General features: G+C 58.9%; 14 protein-coding genes and 3 tRNA genes. 10 read left to right on the forward strand and 7 right to left on the reverse strand.

Translation table 11 applies throughout. The features are described from left to right. Window positions 1-89 precede the first annotated feature (89 nt). The 10 genes from ACK5NW_RS07630 to ACK5NW_RS07675 all read left to right on the forward strand — a co-directional run bounded on the left by ACK5NW_RS07630 (window position 90) and on the right by ACK5NW_RS07675 (window position 10,538). On the forward strand, window positions 90-1,322 hold the full coding sequence (locus tag ACK5NW_RS07630; protein ID WP_416926676.1) for a patatin-like phospholipase family protein: 1,233 nt from the start codon (window positions 90-92) through the stop codon (window positions 1,320-1,322). 99 nt (window positions 1,323-1,421) lie between these two features. Beyond that, window positions 1,422-3,575, forward strand: coding sequence for a methionine--tRNA ligase (gene metG, locus ACK5NW_RS07635; RefSeq protein ID WP_416926678.1), 2,154 nt, complete (start codon window positions 1,422-1,424; stop codon window positions 3,573-3,575). 118 nt (window positions 3,576-3,693) lie between these two features. Further along, entirely contained in the window at window positions 3,694-5,094 is a 1,401-nt protein-coding gene (locus ACK5NW_RS07640; RefSeq protein WP_416926680.1) for an SBBP repeat-containing protein, read from the forward strand. Between the two features lie 225 nt (window positions 5,095-5,319). Then, a tRNA-Pro gene (locus ACK5NW_RS07645) sits at window positions 5,320-5,396 on the forward strand. Window positions 5,397-5,477: 81 nt separating this feature from the next. Continuing rightward, window positions 5,478-5,554, forward strand: a tRNA-Arg gene (locus ACK5NW_RS07650). A 49-nt stretch (window positions 5,555-5,603) separates the two neighbouring features. Continuing rightward, a tRNA-Ser gene (locus ACK5NW_RS07655) sits at window positions 5,604-5,696 on the forward strand. A gap of 115 nt (window positions 5,697-5,811) precedes the next feature. Next, window positions 5,812-7,074 carry a nicotinate phosphoribosyltransferase gene (pncB, locus tag ACK5NW_RS07660; RefSeq protein WP_416926682.1) on the forward strand — a complete coding sequence of 421 codons (1,263 nt, stop codon included), beginning with the start codon at window positions 5,812-5,814 and terminating at the stop codon, window positions 7,072-7,074. Between the two features lie 77 nt (window positions 7,075-7,151). After that, the gene (locus tag ACK5NW_RS07665; protein ID WP_416926684.1) at window positions 7,152-7,853 is read left to right on the forward strand and encodes a hypothetical protein; all 702 of its coding nucleotides are present in this window, start codon (window positions 7,152-7,154) and stop codon (window positions 7,851-7,853) included. Between the two features lie 156 nt (window positions 7,854-8,009). Beyond that, complete coding sequence (locus tag ACK5NW_RS07670; protein ID WP_416926687.1) at window positions 8,010-9,383, forward strand: sodium:proton antiporter; 1,374 nt, start codon at window positions 8,010-8,012, stop codon at window positions 9,381-9,383. Between the two features lie 591 nt (window positions 9,384-9,974). Further along, window positions 9,975-10,538, forward strand: a complete 564-nt coding sequence (locus ACK5NW_RS07675; RefSeq protein ID WP_416926689.1) for an IPTL-CTERM sorting domain-containing protein — start codon at window positions 9,975-9,977, stop codon at window positions 10,536-10,538. Window positions 10,539-10,727: 189 nt separating this feature from the next. Here ACK5NW_RS07675 and ACK5NW_RS07680 read toward each other — a convergent pair whose 3' ends face one another. Genes ACK5NW_RS07680 through ACK5NW_RS07710 form a run of 7 tightly spaced genes read right to left on the reverse strand, consistent with a single transcriptional unit; the run spans window position 10,728 to window position 18,792 of the window. After that, the gene (locus ACK5NW_RS07680) at window positions 10,728-11,597 is read right to left on the reverse strand and encodes a pirin family protein (RefSeq protein WP_416926691.1); all 870 of its coding nucleotides are present in this window, start codon (window positions 11,595-11,597) and stop codon (window positions 10,728-10,730) included. Between the two features lie 48 nt (window positions 11,598-11,645). After that, entirely contained in the window at window positions 11,646-12,317 is a 672-nt protein-coding gene (locus ACK5NW_RS07685) for a nitrous oxide reductase accessory protein NosL (RefSeq protein WP_416926693.1), read from the reverse strand. Further along, on the reverse strand, window positions 12,317-12,910 hold the full coding sequence (locus tag ACK5NW_RS07690) for a nitrous oxide reductase accessory protein NosL (RefSeq protein ID WP_416926811.1): 594 nt from the start codon (window positions 12,908-12,910) through the stop codon (window positions 12,317-12,319). The genes ACK5NW_RS07685 and ACK5NW_RS07690 overlap by 1 nt, the downstream gene beginning before the upstream one ends. A gap of 2 nt (window positions 12,911-12,912) precedes the next feature. Beyond that, window positions 12,913-13,731 carry an ABC transporter permease subunit gene (locus ACK5NW_RS07695; protein WP_416926695.1) on the reverse strand — a complete coding sequence of 273 codons (819 nt, stop codon included), beginning with the start codon at window positions 13,729-13,731 and terminating at the stop codon, window positions 12,913-12,915. Continuing rightward, window positions 13,728-14,735: an ABC transporter ATP-binding protein gene (locus ACK5NW_RS07700; RefSeq protein ID WP_416926697.1), complete on the reverse strand. Its 1,008-nt coding sequence runs from the start codon at window positions 14,733-14,735 to the stop codon at window positions 13,728-13,730. Before ACK5NW_RS07700 ends, ACK5NW_RS07695 begins: the two co-directional genes overlap by 4 nt. Before the next feature lie 19 nt (window positions 14,736-14,754). Further along, window positions 14,755-16,077: a nitrous oxide reductase family maturation protein NosD gene (locus ACK5NW_RS07705; RefSeq protein ID WP_416926699.1), complete on the reverse strand. Its 1,323-nt coding sequence runs from the start codon at window positions 16,075-16,077 to the stop codon at window positions 14,755-14,757. A gap of 57 nt (window positions 16,078-16,134) precedes the next feature. Beyond that, window positions 16,135-18,792, reverse strand: coding sequence for a 4Fe-4S binding protein (locus ACK5NW_RS07710; protein ID WP_416926701.1), 2,658 nt, complete (start codon window positions 18,790-18,792; stop codon window positions 16,135-16,137). Between the last annotated feature and the right edge of the window lie 90 nt (window positions 18,793-18,882).

Consider the following 18,882-nt stretch of genomic DNA (forward strand, 5'->3'; position numbering starts at 1 on the left):
GGAGTGCGTTTCGTAGTCTACGGCCTGCCACCGCCCGATCTGTTCACTTTCTAGAATGAACCCATACCGCCCATTGTTTTGACTGCTGAATGAATCACGCCACCTCACTTACCACCCCCCGCACCGCCCTGGTGCTCACCGGCGGCGGCGCGCGCGCCGCGTACCAAGTGGGCGTGCTGCAAGCGGTGGCCGCACTGCAACGTCGGCACGCGCCAGGGCAACACGGCTCACCCATCGGCATCTATGTGGGCACATCGGCCGGTGCCATCAATGCTGCGGCGCTGGCCTCGGGGGCAGACCAGTTCTGCGGTGCCGTCATGCGCCTTAGCCGCATCTGGCGCGACTTTCATGCCGCACAGGTGTACCGCACGGGCGCGCTGGATGCGGCCCGTTCGGGTGCCCGCTGGCTCAGCCTGATGTCACTGGGCTGGGCGCTGGCGCGCTGGAGCCGCATGCAGCCCCGCGCATTGCTGGACAACAGCCCACTGCAATCGCTGCTGCGGCAACACCTGCCCATGCAGCGCATTCCCACGCTGTTGGCGCAAGGGCATTTGCAAGGGCTGGCCGTCACCGCATCGTGTTACGCCACGGGCGAGCACGTCACTTTCTACGATGCCGTGGAACACATGCACGCCTGGGAACGCGCGCAGCGCCGCGCCGTGCGCTCACCCATCGGCGTTGAACACCTGATGGCATCGTCGGCCATTCCGTTTTTGTTTCCAGCCGCCAAAATCACGCTGCAGGGTGATTCGGCAAATTCCGCAAGCTCGGCTTCTTCAGCCTATTACGGCGACGGCTCCATGCGGCAGGTGGCCCCCATGGCCCCCGCCATTCACCTAGGCGCGCAGCGTATTTTTGTCATTGGTGCAGGCCGCGCGCACGAGCCGCGCCGCGCCGCGCAAGCCACCGACGCCTACCCCAATCTGGCACTGGTGGCGGGGCACGCGCTGTCGGGCATTTTTCTGGACACACTGGCCGCCGACATTGAGCGCATGGAGCGCATCAACCGCACACTGGCGCTGATTGCACCCGACAAGCGCCGCGAAACCCGCCTGCGCCCGATCGAGCTGCTGGCCATCACGCCTTCAGAGCGGCTGGACGGCATCGCCATCCGGCACGTGCAGGCTCTGCCCCAGGCCATGCGTGCCTTGTTGACCGCACTGGGCACGCGCACCGATGCCCAGCAACACCCCACCAACGGCGCACTGGCCAGCTATCTGCTGTTCGAGTCGGGTTACACCCGCGAGTTGATGGCCCTGGGCCACCGCGACGCTATGGCCCAGCGCGAGGCCATTGGCCGGTTTTTCGGCTGGTGCGCTTAACGCGCTCCACAGCGATCAAGCGCGGCGGCACCAAGCTGCGCCCCCGGAGTCCAGCCTTCCCTAAAATGGCGGGTTTACTTGCCACCAGAAGCACCGCGCATGACCGCCCCCCGCCAGATCTTCGTCACCACCGCCCTGCCCTACGCCAACGGCACCTTCCACATCGGCCACATCATGGAATACATCCAGGCCGACATCTGGGTGCGGTTCCAGCGCATGCAGGGCCACGCGGTCAACTTCGTCGGTGCCGACGACGCGCATGGCGCGCCCATCATGATCGCGGCTGAAAAAGCAGGTAAAACGCCCGAGCAGTTTGTGGCCGACATCGCCGCCGGTCGTCAGCAGTACCTTGAAGGCTTTGAGATCAGCTTCGACAACTGGCACAGCACGCACAGCCCCGAAAACACCGAGCTGGCCCAAAGCATTTACACCGCGCTGCAAGCTGCGGGCCTGATCGCCACGCGCACCATCGAGCAGTTCTTCGACCCCGACAAGGGCATGTTCCTGCCCGACCGCTTCATCAAAGGCGAATGCCCCAACTGCCACGCCAAAGACCAGTACGGCGACAACTGCGAGGTCTGCGGCGCCGTCTATGCGCCGACCGAGCTGATTGAGCCGTATTCGGCCCTGTCCGGTGCCAGACCTGAGCTGCGCAGCAGCGAGCACTACTTTTTCAAGCTGTCTGACCCGCGCTGCATCGACTTCTTGAAAGCCTGGACCACCAGCGGCGCGGTGCAGCCCGAGGTGCTGAACAAGATCACCGAGTGGATCACCCCCGGCGAAGACGGCAAGCCCAAAATGGGCGACTGGGACATCAGCCGCGACGCGCCCTACTTCGGCATCGAGATTCCGGGCGCGCCCGGCAAGTTCTTCTACGTCTGGCTGGATGCGCCCGTGGGCTACCTGGCCAGCCTGAAAAACCTGTTCGGCAAGGGCGGCGGCCACAGCGCCAGCGGGCAGAAGCAGAACTTCGACACCTTCATGGCCGATGCAACAACCGAGCAGTACCACTTCATCGGCAAGGACATCATCACCTTCCACACCCTGTTCTGGCCCGCCATGCTGCACTTCAGCGGCCGCAAGGCGCCCAGCAAGGTGTTCGTGCACGGCTTTCTCACCGTCAACAACGGCGAGAAGATGAGCAAGAGCCGCGGCACCGGGCTGGATCCACTGAAATATCTGCGCTTAAGCATGAACCCCGAGTGGCTACGCTACTACTTGGCGGCCAAGTTGTCAGGCCGCAACGAGGACATCGACTTCAACGCTGACGACTTCATGGCCCGCGTCAACGCCGATTTGATCGGCAAATACGTCAACATCGCCTCGCGCGCGGCTGGCTTCATCAGCAAACGCTTCGACGGTCGACTGGGCCAGGTCAGCGCGGACGGCGCGGCGCTGCTGGAGCAGTTGCGCGCCGCGCTGCCCGGCGTGACCGATCTGTACGAGCAGCGCGACACCGCCAAGGTGGTGCGCGAGGTGATGGCCCTGGCCGACCGCGTGAACGCCTATGTGGATGCCAACAAGCCCTGGGAGCTGGCCAAAAAAGACGGCCAGGACGAGCGCCTGCACGACGTCTGCACCACCTGCATCGAGGCTTTTCGCATCCTCACCATCTACCTGAAACCCATCCTGCCCAAGGTGGCGGCCGAGGTGGCGGCCTTTCTGATGGTGCCGCCCGAGCGCTTTGACGACGTGCCCACGCCGCTGGGCGCGGGTGCGCAGATCGGCGAATACAAACACCTGATGCAGCGCGTCGACATCAAGCAGCTTGATGCCTTGTTTGAGCCGCCAGCGCAGATGGATAAAGCGCCATCAGCTATCAAATCAGAAGCAAAATCGGCGGCAACCGCCACTGCGGCAACCGGCGATGCCCCCGGCGGTGAGCCACTGGCCGCCACTATCGGCATCGACGACTTCGTCAAAACCGACCTGCGCATTGCCCGCATCGTCGACTGCCAGCCGGTCGAAGGCTCCGTCAAACTGCTGCGCCTGACGCTCGACGCTGGCGAAAAAACCGAAGACGGCCAACCCCGCCTGCGCAACGTCTTTTCCGGCATCGCCAGCGCCTACCAGCCCGAGCAGCTCAAGGGCAAACTCACCGTGCTGGTCGCCAACCTGGCTCCGCGCAAGATGAAATTCGGCCTCAGCGAAGGCATGGTGCTGGCCGCCAGCCATGGCGATGAAAAGGCCAACCCCGGCATCTTCGTGCTGGAGCCAACGGCGGGGGCACAGCCGGGCATGCGGGTGAAGTAAAGCGAATCCTGAAAAATTAGGATGTGGTTGACCGAAAGTCAGGTTGGTACTCATCGTGGCTGCCACCGCATATGCACACAGCGATGAAAATTTTTAAAAGAGGAAGGAAGACAAGATCGTGACATCTATATATCCAAAAAGCTTGATACCCACCCAATTTCTGTACGCAACCTGGCGCACTTTTAGGCGCTCCGCCTTGCTGGTCACCATCTTGAGCGCCTCTTTACTGGCCGCTTGTGGTGGCGATGGCGGTGGCAGCGATGACAGCCCCGTCAGCCCCAGCACCTGGACAGGGACCCGTCAGTTGGGCGCAGCAGGCTCTGAGGTTGAAGCGCGTGGTGTGGCCACCGACACCAGCGGTAATGTCTTTGTCACTGGCTACACATTTGGTGGCCTGGATGGCAACACGTTGGCAGGCCTCAGCGACATGTTTCTCACCAAATACGACAGTGTTGGCAACAAGCTCTACACACGCCAAATAGGCATACCCAATGCTCGCACAGAAGCGCTTGGTGTAGCCACCGACGCCAGCGGTAACGTGGTCATAGCAGGTTACACCTCCGGCAACCTGAGTGACACACTTATGGGTGGATACGATCTGTTTCTCGTCAAAACCGACAATGCAGGTAACACGCTCTACACGCAGCAGATGGGCGCGGCAGGCGCAGAAACCATTGCCTATGACGTAGCCATCGACGCCAACGGCAACGCCTTTGTGGCCGGTTACACCAAAGGCGGCCTAGACGGCAACGCACTTACAGGCACCAGCGATCTGTTCCTCACCAAATACGATAGCCTGGGCAACAAACTCTACACGCGCCAAATTGGCGTGGCAGGCGCAGATGCACTGGCGCGTGGAGTTGCCATTGATACCAGCGGCAACGTCTTCGTTGTGGGGTACACCACAGGCGGTCTGGACGGTCATGTGCTCACAGGAACCAGTGATCTTTTTGTCATCAAGTTCGACAACGCAGGCAACAAGATTTACACACGCCAGATGGGTGTGACACAAGCCATCACTGAAGCCCATAGCGTTGCCACCGATGCCAGTGGCAACGTGTTCATCACCGGCTACACCGAAGGTGGCCTAGACGGAAATGCACGCACCGGCACCAGTGATCTTTTCGTAATCAAGTTCGATAACACAGGCAACAAGCTCTTCGTACACCAAATGGGCGCAGCAGACACTTTGACTTACGCTTACGACGCTGCGATCGACACCAATGGCAACGTGTTCGTCACAGGTGAAACCTACGGCAGCCTGGACGGTAATGCACGTGTCGGCACCAGCGACATGTTCATGACCAAGTTCGACAACGTGGGCAATAAGCTCTTCACGCGCCAGATGGGTGCAGCAAATGCTCGCACTTATGCTTATGCCGCCGCCACCGACGCCAGCGCAAACGTGTTCGTCACAGGCGACACCTATGGCAATCTGGATGGCAACACGCTCGCCGCATCCATCGGTGGCAGCGACCTGTTCGTCACCAAGTTCGACAACACGGGCAACAAGCAGTAACACAGCAGCCAGCCCAAGCCTCAGTATTTTTTCTGATCGAACCCACGACCGGCGCTGCGAGTGCGGTAACGCATGCCATTTTCAACCTGACCAGACCAAAACACTTCTGGGACAGAATGCTCATGCATTTGAAAGTAAACAACAGATAGAGCGAATCACCCGTGAACCATCTGCCAACATCAACCCACAAAAATCTCGCAAACCCATGTAGAATGCGCCCTTCGTCGGAGCGTAGCGCAGTCTGGTAGCGCATCTGCTTTGGGAGCAGAGGGTCGCGAGTTCGAATCCCGCCGCTCCGACCATTTTTTCCAGTCGCGCGTTTTGTGCGACACAATCAAAGGCCCGCATCGTCGGGCCTTTGTCTTATCACCAGCCAACTGCACCTGCCCGTAGCTCAACTGGATAGAGCAGCTGCCTTCTAAGCAGCAGGTCGGGGGTTCGAGTCCCTCCGGGCAGGCCAAGGGCGACTGATTGCAGCATGAACGGTGGCATAATGCAGCCTCTTTGCTGGAAACGTGACCGAGTGGCCGAAGGTGCTCCCCTGCTAAGGGAGTATGGGGTGTAGAGCCTCATCGAGGGTTCGAATCCCTCCGTTTCCGCCAGCATCCAAAAACGGGCTTCATGGCCCGTTTTTTCTTTTGTCTGCGTCAATGGGCTGGACACACAGATCAAGGCACTACACTGTATTCATTAGGCAGCAGCAGCGCGTTGCGCGCGATGCCAAGTGCCATCAGACAAGAGACATCCACCATGCCCGGCATCATCCAAAGCCTGCTCGATACCGATCTGTACAAGTTCACCATGATGCAGGCGGTGCTGCACCAGTTTCCTGGCGCGCAGGTGCAGTACAAGTTCAAGTGCCGCTCGCCGGACATTGATCTGGCGCAGCACCTGGACGAAATAAAAGACGAGATCCGCCAGCTGTGCCACCTGCACTTTGCCGACGATGAGCTGGCCTATATGCAGTCGCTGCGCTTCATCAAAAGCGATTTCGTGGATTTTCTGGGGCTGTTCAAGCTCAACGAAAAATACATCCACCTGACGGCGCTGCCGAACGGCGAGCTGGACATTCGCGTGCGCGGCCCCTGGCTGCACACCATTTTGTTTGAGATTCCCATTCTGGCCATTGTCAGCGAAGTGTATTGTCGCCACACCCATCCCACGCTGTCGTTCGACGAAGGTCGCACGCGCTTGCATCAAAAGCTGGATTTGATTGCTGCACCACAGCATGCGGGCTTGCGCATTGCCGATTACGGCACGCGCCGCCGCTTTTCACGCCAGTGGCAACGCGAATTGCTGGACATCATCAAAGAGCGCCTGGGCACGGCAGCCGATAGCCGCTTTACCGGCACCAGCAACGTGCTGTTTGCCAAAGAGCTGGGCTTGCGCCCCATGGGCACCATTGCTCACGAATACCTGCAAGCCTGCCAGGCGCTGGGACCACGGCTGCGCGACTCGCAAGTGTTTGCGTTTGAAAAGTGGGCGCAGGAATACCGCGGTGATTTGGGCATTGCGCTGTCCGATGTGTATGGCATGAACGCCTTTTTGCGCGACTTCGACATGTATTTCTGCAAGCTGTTCGACGGCGCACGCCATGACTCGGGCGATCCGTTTCAGTGGGGCGAGCGCATGATTGCCCATTACGCAGCCAACCGGTGCGATCCTCTATCCAAAGTGCTGGTATTCAGCGACGGCTTGACCATTCCCCGCTGCATCGAGCTGCTTCAGCGCTTTGAAGGGCGCACACAAGTGGCCTTTGGCGTGGGCACCAACCTGACCAACGATGTCGGGCCTGCGCCTTTGCAAATCGTATTGAAGATGATTGAATGCAACGGTCAGCCCGTGGCCAAGATTTCAGACACCCCTGGTAAAACCATGGTGGAAGACGAGGGCTACCTGAGCTATCTGCGGCAGGTGTTTGATCTGCCTGCGCCGCTCGCTGCCGCGCCGGTTAATCGGCCTGCGCCATTAATGCGTTAGCCTGCGCAAATGCCTGAAAAAGGAAATTGCATCGTTTGCGATCAAAGCACTTTGGATTGAAAAACACTTGTCCGCCCATGAGCCATCATCACTTGAAGCTGCTTCAGGAAAAAATTAAAACACTTGAAGAAGAATTTGAGAAAGAGCTTGACCTCAAATCTCAAAGGTTGAACCGAGGGGAATTCCTCCGCTTCAAGCACAAATTAAGACACCTACCAAAGTTTCAGCTTCTGGAGTGCTTTTTCAAACCCATAAAATCAGAAGAAATCGATAAAATAAAGCTATTGTTTTCAGATCTTCATATCCCCAAATTATGGTTTGATTTATTGAAAATTTCAAATGGAATTTTTCACCACAGTCTTAATGAGCGTGGATTAAAAGGCTTTGCAAAATCCAGATTTTCTCTGAGCGGCGGGCAGAATTACTTGAATCGACGGCAAGTTCAAATCAACGAAATCACCATGTTGGGCAGATTTCCTCCTGCTTATAAAAATATCTTGATGATTGGCGACTCTGGAAAATCAATGCTTGGGATGTGGCTGAACAAAAATTCCGAAAAGAGTAATGCAATTGTTGTTTTTGAACAGCCACTCAAAAAAAATGACTACGCCCCAAGAAAATTCCAGGTTATTTTTGATGACGTTCCAGCTTTCATAGAACTATTGATCAGCAAATTGACTAACAATGAAGAATTGGAATTTAGTTTTGACAAGAATACTGATTGCTACGATTTTGATCATGTGAACCTGTTTCCGCAAAAGTGGATTGACGAGATATAAAGAAAATCAATGGAGACCATGAAGCACACCGCCCCCTCCCTTCACAGCCGCTCTGTCAGCCATACGACACAGCACTTGCGCAGCGATACAGCCTCAACACCCAAGCGCCGACGTACTGGCTCGTTTTGGCATCTGACTGCATGGCTATCGGTATTGATGCTGCTGCCTCTGCCAGCGCAGGCCGCTGCGCTGGATGGCAGCCAACTATCGCTGCTGTGGGGCGTGCCGTTTGCGGGCATTTTGCTGTCAATCGCCATCTGGCCGCTCATTGCGCCGATGGTCTGGCACCACCATTTCGGCAAAATTGCCGCCGCCTGGGCGTTGGCCTTTGTGCTGCCCTTCACGGTGGTGTATGGCCTAAGCGCCACCGCCCACGGGCTGGTGCATGCGCTGGTGGCCGAATACATCCCGTTCATTCTGCTGCTGACGGCACTGTTCACCGTATCGGGCGGCATCTACATCCGTGGCAACCTGCACGGCTCGCCGCTGCTCAACACGGGTATTCTGGCCGCCGGGGCCATGCTGGCCAGCTTTATGGGCACCACGGGTGCGTCGATGCTGCTGATTCGCCCGCTGATCCGCGCCAACGACAACCGCAAGCACAACGTGCACGTGATCGTGTTCTTTATCTTTATCGTCAGCAACATTGGCGGCTCACTCACGCCGCTGGGCGATCCGCCGCTGTTCCTGGGATTTTTGAAAGGCGTCACCTTCTTCTGGACGGCGGGGCACATCATTTGGGACACGCTGTTTTTGGTGGGCACCTTGTTGGTTATCTTCTATCTGCTGGATCGTTTTCTGTACGCCAAAGAAGGCGTGCAGCGCCAAGACGACCCCACACCCGATACCGTCAAATTCGGCTTTAACGGCGGGCGCAACTTTGTCCTGCTGGCCGCCATCATTGCCCTGGTGCTGATGAGCGGGCTGTGGCGTTCGGGCATCAGCTTTGATATATACGGCACCGAGCTGACCTTGCAGGCGCTGGTGCGCGATATCGGTTTAATTGCCGTCATCATCGCCTCACTGGTCATCACACCCTACAGCGTGCACGAAGACAACCAGTTCGGCTGGGAACCCATGAAGGAAGTGGCCAAACTGTTTGCGGGCATCTTTTTGACCATTATTCCCGTCATCGCCATGCTGCAAGCAGGCACCAACGGGCCGTTTGGTGCCGTGGTGCGCGCGGTCACCAACGCCGACGGCTCACCCAACCCGGCCATGTACTTCTGGGCCACGGGGCTGCTGTCCTCATTCCTCGACAACGCACCCACCTACCTGGTGTTTTTCAACACCGCTGGGGGCGATGCCGTACACCTGATGGGGCCAATGGCATCCACGCTCGCTGCCATCAGCGCCGGGGCGGTATTCATGGGGGCCAACACCTACATTGGCAACGCACCCAACCTGATGGTCAAGGCCATTGCCGAAGACCGGGGCGTCAAAATGCCCAGCTTCTTTGGCTACATGGCCTGGAGCGCAGGCATTTTGCTACCTCTGTTTGTGGTGGTCACGCTTCTGTTTTTCCGCTGACGGCAACAGCAATGGAACGCGAGCAAAATGAGTCCAAGAAAAGTCACGGCCCGAAACGCACCACTGCACAAACGGCTTAAATCCACGCAATACAAAGACAAGCCTTGCACACACTTTGCACGTATTCCGCATAAGCAGCAGCCATTAGGCCCAAAAAAAACCAGAGGGATGTGGGCTAACACAACCTTCTGGCGAACATGCAATGAAGAGAAAAAACGAGCGGGTGGTCCACTCGGTGCCCGCCCTGGGGCGAGTGTTAGCATTATAAACAAGAATCAGTATTGATTGCGATGGTGCCTTGGGCGTCCAAAACACCTCACGCCGAAACGCCATTGGTCTTTGATACAGGGTGCGTGCCCCTTGAAGGCATTGGCATGCTCCGACACTCTGCACAGTGGCCCAGCTTGCCCGCTCTGCCGATGCTCAGTCCGATGCGTTGCTGGCATCAGGCTGTGATGAGTCAAGTTTTCTTTTTCAACCTGTTTTCGATACAAACGTGGAGCATCTTTGAAACAGATGCACCTGTGCGCCTTATTTTATTAGTTCTTATTTATTGAAATTAAGCGAATCATCACAGTAAAATAGTTCTTTATGACTAATTTACTACTCTTTCAAACCTGCTTTCAACGACGATTGCTGGCCGCCGCGTTGCTGCTGACTGCGTTGGCAGGCACTGCTTCAGCCGCCGTCTTGCAGCACACGTTCAATATTTCGGGCGATGGCGGCGAGACTGGCACCGGCACCTTCACCTGGGACGATACGGTGGTGCCCAGCGGATCAGCGCTGAACCTCAATTCAACATCAATCAGCGCCAATGTGCTGTCCATCAGCATCTCCATCTCCGGCGGCAACGCCGTGGGCGGATCGACCCAGTTCACCAAGGCTGATTGCACTGGGGCCATCCTTGACAGTGCACCCGACTTCACTGCTGACATCAACTTTTGGTGCAACAACGGCACCAATACATTGAGCGGCATCGCTCCCTCTGTCAATGATTTCAATGGTGTGAGTCAGCTCACCTTCACGTCTGGCACGACCGCACCTCTTGCCGCATCGGCTGCGGTGCCCGTGCCTTCGATGCATCCGTGGGGTTTGGGCTTGATGGCCGGATTATTGGTGTGGGGCGCTGCGGCACACCAGCGTCGCCGGTGGTAGCCAGCGCCCAACAGTCATGATGGTTTGCGGCGGACGATCATGGCGCTGCATGCCGCCACCGAAGGAAAAACCTGTGCCCGTCCGCGCGTGCCACAGTGGCGAGCTATTTCGTGCGGTGCGCGCATCGCGCGCTGCACAGCGGCCGGGAGATTTCAACGACAGATGCCTTGAAATACCCCGTCAGCCAGCTCAGTCCAGCGCACCAAACGCGCCGTTTTGCAAGTCCTGCTGCGCCTGCACGAGTTCAGCGTCTGTATTCATCACCAAGGCGTCGATGCCTGCAACAGACTCTTCTACCGGCTGACTGCACAGCAAGATAGCGCGGCTATCTTGCTCTACGTCCAGAGTGATTTCTTCACCGCCTGCATCCACGAACACCAGCTCTGGTGCGCGGACGGTCTGTTGCCAATAAATGGGCTGCACCTGCCCCTGAATGAGCAGCAACACTCCGTACCAGCGCAGGGGCAGTGGCAGCTTGACGGTGTGCCCCGCTTGCAGATGCAAATCCCACAACTGCAAGGGGGTAACGGTTTCGGCGGGGCCGGTTTGCCCGCCATATTCACCGGCCATCACGCGCACCGTGCCTGCACCGCCGGGCAGGGCGACTTCAGGGATATCGGCAGCGGGCAGATGCTGGCAGTGCGGATCGGTCAATTTGTATTGCGCAGGCAGATTGATCCACAGCGTCAGCAGCTCCAGCGTGCCGCCGTTGCGGGTCAAATCAGGGCCATGCTGCTGCTCGCGCAGCACGCCGCGCCCAGCGCCGCCCCAAAGCACGTCACCTGCGGCCAGCGCGTGCGTATGCCGCGCCGAGTCACGCGCTTGAAGCTGGCCTTGCAGCAAAATCGTGACGCATTCAAACCCACGTTGCGCCTGCGCGCCGGTGGTTCGCACGCTGTCCGTCGGTACAACGGTTTGCGCTGGCGCATAGCTGGCACGAATGGCCGGATTGGCCTGGCGGCCCAGTCCGCGGTAGTCAAAGAACACGTGCTCCTGATAGGCATCACCCACCGGTTGAAGAGCGGGCGCACGAGAAGTGCCAATTACTTTTTTTTCCATAACAACAAACGTTCAATACAAGACAAAACAGTCGCCGCAGCCCGCCAATCACTCGTGGTTGTGCAATGCGTGGCTACGCCTGGTGGACAGGCTTTGGATGATCGCCGGTGTGATGGCGTGATATGCCAACACCTGGCCACCACGCTGTTTTGCAAACGCTGCCGCCTCATCCCGGCTGGCAAAAGCGGGCAGATCACCCATGCGCATCGGCCCCAGTGCGTCAGAGCCGTGCACCAACCAGGCTTTTTCAGCCGCCACCCACTGGCCGCTGTGCGCATCGGTCACCCAGGTGGACAAAATATCGGCAGCGGTATGCCCTGGGCTGTGGCGGGTGACCTCCGGCAAAAACTGAAACAGATCGATGGGCGAATCAAAAAAGTGCACATGTCCATCGCGGTACAACACCTGCGCCGCCCAGCGCGGGCCACGCGCCGGATACATGCCGCACACCGGGCAGCGCGCACCGGCTGGGATAGGACGCGGTTGATCCGCCGCCAACCCGCTGGACGCGTCATAGGCGATGGGCGGCGAAACAATGCACACATCGACAGGCACGTCGTTTGTCTTGACGGTGCCTGGCCACCACAGGTGGCGCGCTGCTGCGCCAAGCACGCCTACCGTCATCACGCCACCGCCCAGCCAAAGCCAGCGTCGGCGCTTCATGTGCTGCACCTGCAACGGAGAAAGCAGCAATGGCCCCATGACATCGGTGCGGCCCATCACATGCGGCTGTCCAGATTGGCACCGCCGCGCAAATCAACCATCACCGGGGTGATGTCCGACATGCGCAGCAGCTTGCCACCGTATTGCTGGATAAAGGCTTGTGCATCGGCCTCAGCGCTGAAGCTGGCAAACGTTGGCCCCATCGAGCCTTTGCGCTGGCTGCCTTGCACGTACAGGGCCGTGCGCGCATCGATCCAGGCCCCTTTGGGGTTGTCCCAATCGGTCTTGCCCATGTCTTGCACGTACACCGCATTGACCTTGCGCACCTGCTCGGGCACCAGCAGGGTATTCAGCACTTCAACCGTATCGCAGTAAAACGCAGGGCGCTCGGCACCTGCGTAGTGGATTTGCCCCTTCGGGCCTGGATAGTCCATCAGCAGCATGCCATCCAGCTCGCACGAGGTGTCTTGGGCAATCTCAACCGGTGCAGTGCTGGCGCTGCCGCCCTCGCCTTCCCGGCTGCATGCGGCCAGCGGCACCACACTCGACAACGCCAGCAGGCCGAGCAGCAGGCGACGTTCGCTGCAAGCGTCCGCAGAACGTGGCGTCTGGCCTGTGCAGCACGCCCCTTTACAGGAATATCGTTTCATCGTCATGGTTTGAACCTCCATTTGGCAAGAGCCAGCGGCACAGCGATCCACGCCAGCATGACCCCCGCCAGCACCGCCATGTTCGACAAAGCGGGCGGCACCATACTCACCAGCCCATAAGCGCTGCGCACGTCTTCCACCGAAAACACGTTGATGATGCGGAACACGTCGGTCGGATTGAGCAGCAGCAAATACGGAAAAATTGCCCCGCCATAGTACCCCGCAGTGGCCACCAGCACACCCAGCAACACCAGATCGAACACCAGCACAAACAAAAACCACAGCACAATGGCCGCCCCCGAGGCGCGCGTGCGGTCGCGCACCAGCACCGACACCAGCACCGCCAGACTGAGAAAGGCCAAGCCCATCAGCAAGGCACTGGCCACAAACCCCGTGTAATGAAACAAGGCGCGGTTGCCAAACTGCGCAACCAGCACCACGCCCACCGTGGCCAAACCGGCCAGCATGGCCAACGCCAGCGCCAGCGCCAAGCCCAGATATTTGCCCAGCAACAGCTCGCCACGGGTGATAGGGTGTGCCAGCAGCAAATCGAGCGAACCGCGCTCGCGCTCACCCACGATAGCGTCAAAACCCAGCAGCAACGCGATCAGGGGCACCAGGTAAATCACCAGGCTTACCAAGCTGGTGATGGTGAATTCCAGCGACCGCAATCCCACCGCACCTTGCTGCGCACCGCCCGCATAGGCAATCACCAGCGAAAACACCGCAAACACCAACGCCACAGCCAACACCCAGCGGTTGCGCAGCCGGTCACGAAACTCTTTGGAGGCCAGCGTAGCGACTTGCCGCAACTCGATCATGCCGCCTCCTGCATGCCGGGCACAGTGTCAGTCAAGGCTGTTTGCGCAGGGTTGGTAAAAAACATGTCTTCCAGTGACGGCTCTTGCACGTGCACATCGGCCACCAGATGATGGGCTTCAAGCAAATGTTGCAGCAGCAGCATCTTGTGAATGCGCGGCGCGTCAAACAGCACACAGTCTGCCTCTTGCCTGCGCGGCATGGCAGCCAGCGCTGGCGGCAGTCCCTGCAACCATGGCTCGACCAGCGCAGGCGCGACACCTGCAGTCAACTGCACCCGCACGCGCAGCGGCAAATCAAATTGCGCCCGCAGCGCTGGCAAGCTGCCCAGCGCCTGCACGCGGCCATTGGTCATCACCGCCACGCGGTCCACACGGTGCTGCAACTCGGCCAGAATGTGCGAGGTCAGCACAATGGTCAGCCCTTGCGCGCGCAGCTCGGCCAGCGTGTCCCAAAAAAAGTGAATGGCGCGCGGATCCAGCCCGGTCGTCGGTTCGTCCAGAAACAGCACCTGCGGCTGACCCAGCAGCGCCTGTGCAAACCCTAGCCGCTGGCGCATGCCTTTGGAGTAAGCGCGCACGGGTTTGTTGCCCGCATCGCTCAAACCCACTCGCTCCAACAGCGGTGCGCAGCCGCTCGTATCTATACGCTTGAGCCGCGCAAAAAAACGCAGTGTCTCCAGCCCGCTCAGGTTGTCCCACAAGGCCAAATGTTCCGGCAGATAACCGATACGTCGCCGCACGGCGCGCGCGCCAGCACCATCAACTGCCTGACCGGCAATAGAAATACTGCCTTGCGTGGGGGCCAGCAGCCCCAGCATCATCTTGAACAGCGTGCTCTTGCCCGCGCCGTTGTGACCAATCAGGCCAAACACTTCGCTGCGGTGAATGTCGAGCGAAACGTCATCCACCGCAGTAAAACGCCCAAAGCGCTTGGTGACTTGCTGCACACGAACGATGGCATCGCCGGATGTCACCCCATCCGCTGTGGTGTGTGTCGATGTCATGGCATCAAGCGGCATGTTTTCAGGGCGCATGCGATACGTCCTTGTTCAGTTGGGCACGCCAGCGCGCCCAGTCGGTTGAGCGCGGCAGCATGCGCGGGTGTGGCTCCACCACGCTGGGCACCCGCAAAATGGGAAACTGCTGCCCCACCATGCGCAGCGCCTGCACCGCCGGGCTGGCCATCAGCAGGCGCACAGAGGGGTAGCGCCAGGTAAGCCGATCCACGACATCATTGGCCTCGTAAGCAATGTCGCCACGACCATCGCTGTTGCGATCCCAGCCGCGGTAATTGCTCCAGTAATTGCCCTTGCCCCCGCCCCACTCGATATCGCGCGTGCCGGCGTACCGGATTTGCTGGTGATTTTCGATGAAGTCGTTACCCTGCACTTCATTGCGTGGCGAGCCAGACAAGTGCACCCCAATGCGGTTGTCGGCCACCACGTTGCCCGTCAATTTGGTGTATTCGACGTCATAGATAAACAGGCCGCGACCATTGTTCATGACGATATTGTTTTCAATCACCGCATCTTGCAGCGTGCGCAACATGATGCCGTGATCGCTGTTGTTCCAGGCGCGGTTGTTGCGGATTTCCTGATTGCGCACCTCCATCAGCGCCAGACCACCCCGGTTGTCCCACGTATCGTTGTCTTCCCACAGGTTGTAGTAAGAATTCATGTAGTGCGTGCCATAGCGGCTGTGGTGCAAACGGTTTTTCTGGAACACCGCATGGTGCGACACATCCACGTACAGCGCATCGCGCACAAAACTGATCCGGTTGCCGGTAATGCGCGCGCCCTTGGTGTTGTAAAGCTGCACGCCATTGCCGCGCTGTGCGCTGTCGTAATCGCGCTTGCCGGTGATGTTGTTGTTCAACACCTGCACGTCGTCGGCCTTTTCGATCCACAGGCCAAACAGGTTGTAGCTCAAAAAACTGTTTTGCACCTTGGCACGGTGCGCCCCCGGCTGGATGTAGATGCCTGCGTTTTGCCTGAGCAGGCTATCGCCTGAGTCCGACACGATCATGCCGTCAATCGTGACGTCAGTGGCCGTCACGCGAATCGTGTCGCCCTGGTCGCTGCCGCTGACTGTAGGGCGGCCAATTCCACGCAAGGTCAGGGGTTTGTCGATCCGCAGGTTCTCCAAATAACGCCCACGCTGCACCTCGACCGTATCGCCCGCCGCTGCTTGATCGATGACGGCCTGAATCTTCTGGCCGGGCTGGACGCTCAAAACAGCAGCCGATGCAGGACCTGCACACAACCAGCCGACAACAATCCACCACCCCAGTCGCTCTTTTAAGGCAAAGCGCTGGCACGACAGGGGCACATGGCGATTGATCAACATGCGTTGTTTATACCAACGCAGCACCAGCCTGCGGCTTGCACCAAACAGCCCATGCATTCATGCAATCACCATCATGTCTGCGCGGGCCAGCAGCCAGAAGATGGCCGCACCGATCAGCAGATTTTTGAAACCGACATAACTCAACATGTCCATCACGTTGGCATGGCGGTACACCTTGCCCCACCACGGCCCGTCTTTGACGTAGCGTTTGCCTTGCAGACGCACGACCACCTCAAACACGCTCCAGCCAAACCAGGCCCCAATGACGATCAGCGGCGAAGCACTACCGCTGGCGGCCAGCAGCCACACCAGCGAAGCCGTCAGCGCCGCAGCCAGGCCCAGCGCCACCACCGTGCGGCTGCTCTTCCAGGCCGCGCGAGTGAAAGGCCAGAGGTGATCTGCCGTCTCACCCAGCAAACGGCGCAGTCCAGACAGGTTTTCCACTGGCGGATGCACCCGCTCAGTCGGCCAGCGCGGATCCACACCCTTGGCAAGCAGCGTCTGCGCATGCTGGTGCTGGCGGTCGTCTTCAATCGGCACGATGGGAATGAAATAGCCGTCTTTGCCAATCGGCGTCAGGGCTTGCCCTTCGCGCTCGCGCAACTTGCGTTCTTTGGCCAAGGGCGGGCAACCTGCCGCGTCGGTGTAGAGCACCATGCAGTCCAGGCAATGCAGACATTCGCGGTGGTCAATCTGCCCGTCGGCATTGATGGCCAGCGCGCTGCAACCTTTGGCGCAAGCCTTGCAACTGTTGCAATCGGCTTTGCGGCGCAGGCCAAACCAGCGGAAAGTGCTGGGCATAGCCAGCGACGCGCCCAGCGGGCAAATGTATTTGCAATACGGCCTTTCGATAAATACGGCCACCGCAAAAATCGCCAGCACGAACGCCGCATAAGGCCAACTGCGGTTGGTGATGCCCACTAAAAACGTCGTCTTGAATGGCTCGATTTCAGCCAGCTTTTCGGCCTGCACCATCGAGAACAAGGAAACGACAACCAGCATGAAGAACGCGGCGTACTTGCCCCATTTGAGCCGGTCATGCCAGCGCTGCGGCGGATCAAACTGAAACCGCTTCAGCCCAATGGCCCCGGCAATCTTGAAAAGCATCTCCTGCATCGACCCAAAGGGGCACGTCCAGCCACAGAACAGCCCGCGGCCAAAGACAAAAATGGTGATGAAAATGAACACCCAGAACAGGAAGATGAACGGATCGCTGAGAAACAGCGTCCACTCCCAGCGGAACAGGATGGAGTGCAGCCAGGTCAGCACTTGCGTGACGGACGGCTGTGCCATCAGCCCAAACCCGACCCAGACCACAAAAACAATCCAGAAAAAGTATTTGAAAGAGTTGACGGCCCAGGTGTTCTTGTGCGTTGCGCGCCGTGTCAGGTGTTCGCGCAGCGCATAAACCACCGTGACGGCCAGCAACAGCAGCGCGAACAACACAATCTGCGGCGCACGGGCCTTCCACACCTTGACCCAGGTGGCCTCAGGCACTTCTATCTTCGGGTGGCCACCCACCAGGTATTCGGCTGGCAGCCAATACGCAGTATCAAACGCGGTGAACGTCTTCGCACCTGTGGCGCGGTCAACCTTGTTGCCCAAGAACCCCAGCTTCCACGGATAGGCGGCCGAGAAAGCCTTGGAGCGAATGATGAAAATGCCCGATTCGGTATAAGCCGGTGCGCCCTGGGCATTGATGCCGTAGAGATTCAGCGCATCGGTATCTCTGAACGTGAAAGTATCGTTGTCCTGCCGCACCTGAATGCGGTCGTAGATGCCGCCACGCACAAAGCCTGAGCCTTTGAACGATTCCTGACCCGCCGTGCGAACCACGAATATGGCGGTTTCGCCGTCTTTGAGTTGCCCCATCAAATGGCGATAGTTGCTACCGCCCAGAATGGCCGGGCCGATGATGGGGGAGTTCAGCGTACCAAACCACAGTTCGATGAAAGGCTGCCCTGTCTTGGCCAGCCCCACCTGCTCGGGTTGCACCGTCACCTTTTGCACCGCCCCTTGCTTGACCAGTGTGGCCCAGTCAGGCAGCGCGGCGTTGGCTGGTGCAGGCACATAGTCGACCGGCTGGCGAACCACCGGCTCAATGATGCCGGTCTGTCGCGCCACGGCAGCGCCCGCCGTCATCATCACCTGGTTTTGCGCGATCACCGTGACCGTCGCCCCCGAAATGGCATCCAGCCCGATCACATCTTCGTCAGGGCGCGACTGGCCCACTTCAATCTTGTCTTTGACCGACTTGCCCAGGTACTGGTTATTGAAGTCGATCAGCGCCGACTCTGGAATGCCCAGCAGCAAAATGGGTTCGGAATGTTTGAGCACCTTGACGCCGACAAACTTGCCTTCGTTGTCCATGCCAATCAACGTCACCACTGGCTTGCCGGAATAGGCGGGAATATCGGTGATGTCGGTCGACAGCATCACGTAACCCAGCTTTTGCTGGCCATCCGGCCCGCCCAGCGCCTCTACATAAGGCGGTTGACCCATCCGCTCAGAAAACGCAGTCGCACCGGGAAATACGTCTTTGCAAGGCAGCAGCGCGCACATGTCCTTGGCGGTGGACAACCCGGCGGGCAAATCAGCTTCATAAGCTTGCGAGCCGCCTGCACCCGCGCCCACGGACGACGCCCAGGCTGTCGAGGCAGCCAGCAGCATGGCTGTTGCTGCTATCAGCGCATAAGTGCGGCGGACCCATTTCATACTGAACTCGTCTTTGGCATCAAGAAAAAAAGAGGCGGACCGCAGTGGCGGGCCGCCCCACACACAACCGCCCCATCAGAGGCGGCCTTA

It is taken from the genome of Ottowia sp. (genome assembly GCF_047975795.1).
In the GTDB taxonomy this organism is placed as follows: Bacteria; Pseudomonadota; Gammaproteobacteria; order Burkholderiales; family Burkholderiaceae_C; genus Ottowia.

What these genes read in the sequence shown, in the direction of transcription:
- ACK5NW_RS07675 (WP_416926689.1), top strand. Translation starts at nt 9,975, where the DNA reads ATGACTAATTTACTACTCTTTCAAACCTGCTTTCAACGACGATTGCTG.
- ACK5NW_RS07700 (WP_416926697.1), bottom strand. Translation starts at nt 14,735, where the DNA reads ATGACATCGACACACACCACAGCGGATGGGGTGACATCCGGCGATGCC.
- ACK5NW_RS07695 (WP_416926695.1), bottom strand. Translation starts at nt 13,731, where the DNA reads ATGATCGAGTTGCGGCAAGTCGCTACGCTGGCCTCCAAAGAGTTTCGT.
- ACK5NW_RS07690 (WP_416926811.1), bottom strand. Translation starts at nt 12,910, where the DNA reads ATGAAACGATATTCCTGTAAAGGGGCGTGCTGCACAGGCCAGACGCCA.
- ACK5NW_RS07670 (WP_416926687.1), top strand. Translation starts at nt 8,010, where the DNA reads ATGCTGCTGCCTCTGCCAGCGCAGGCCGCTGCGCTGGATGGCAGCCAA.
- ACK5NW_RS07665 (WP_416926684.1), top strand. Translation starts at nt 7,152, where the DNA reads ATGAGCCATCATCACTTGAAGCTGCTTCAGGAAAAAATTAAAACACTT.
- ACK5NW_RS07630 (WP_416926676.1), top strand. Translation starts at nt 90, where the DNA reads ATGAATCACGCCACCTCACTTACCACCCCCCGCACCGCCCTGGTGCTC.
- metG (WP_416926678.1), top strand. Translation starts at nt 1,422, where the DNA reads ATGACCGCCCCCCGCCAGATCTTCGTCACCACCGCCCTGCCCTACGCC.
- ACK5NW_RS07710 (WP_416926701.1), bottom strand. Translation starts at nt 18,792, where the DNA reads ATGAAATGGGTCCGCCGCACTTATGCGCTGATAGCAGCAACAGCCATG.
- ACK5NW_RS07680 (WP_416926691.1), bottom strand. Translation starts at nt 11,597, where the DNA reads ATGGAAAAAAAAGTAATTGGCACTTCTCGTGCGCCCGCTCTTCAACCG.
- pncB (WP_416926682.1), top strand. Translation starts at nt 5,812, where the DNA reads ATGCCAAGTGCCATCAGACAAGAGACATCCACCATGCCCGGCATCATC.
- ACK5NW_RS07705 (WP_416926699.1), bottom strand. Translation starts at nt 16,077, where the DNA reads ATGTTGATCAATCGCCATGTGCCCCTGTCGTGCCAGCGCTTTGCCTTA.
- ACK5NW_RS07685 (WP_416926693.1), bottom strand. Translation starts at nt 12,317, where the DNA reads ATGGGCCGCACCGATGTCATGGGGCCATTGCTGCTTTCTCCGTTGCAG.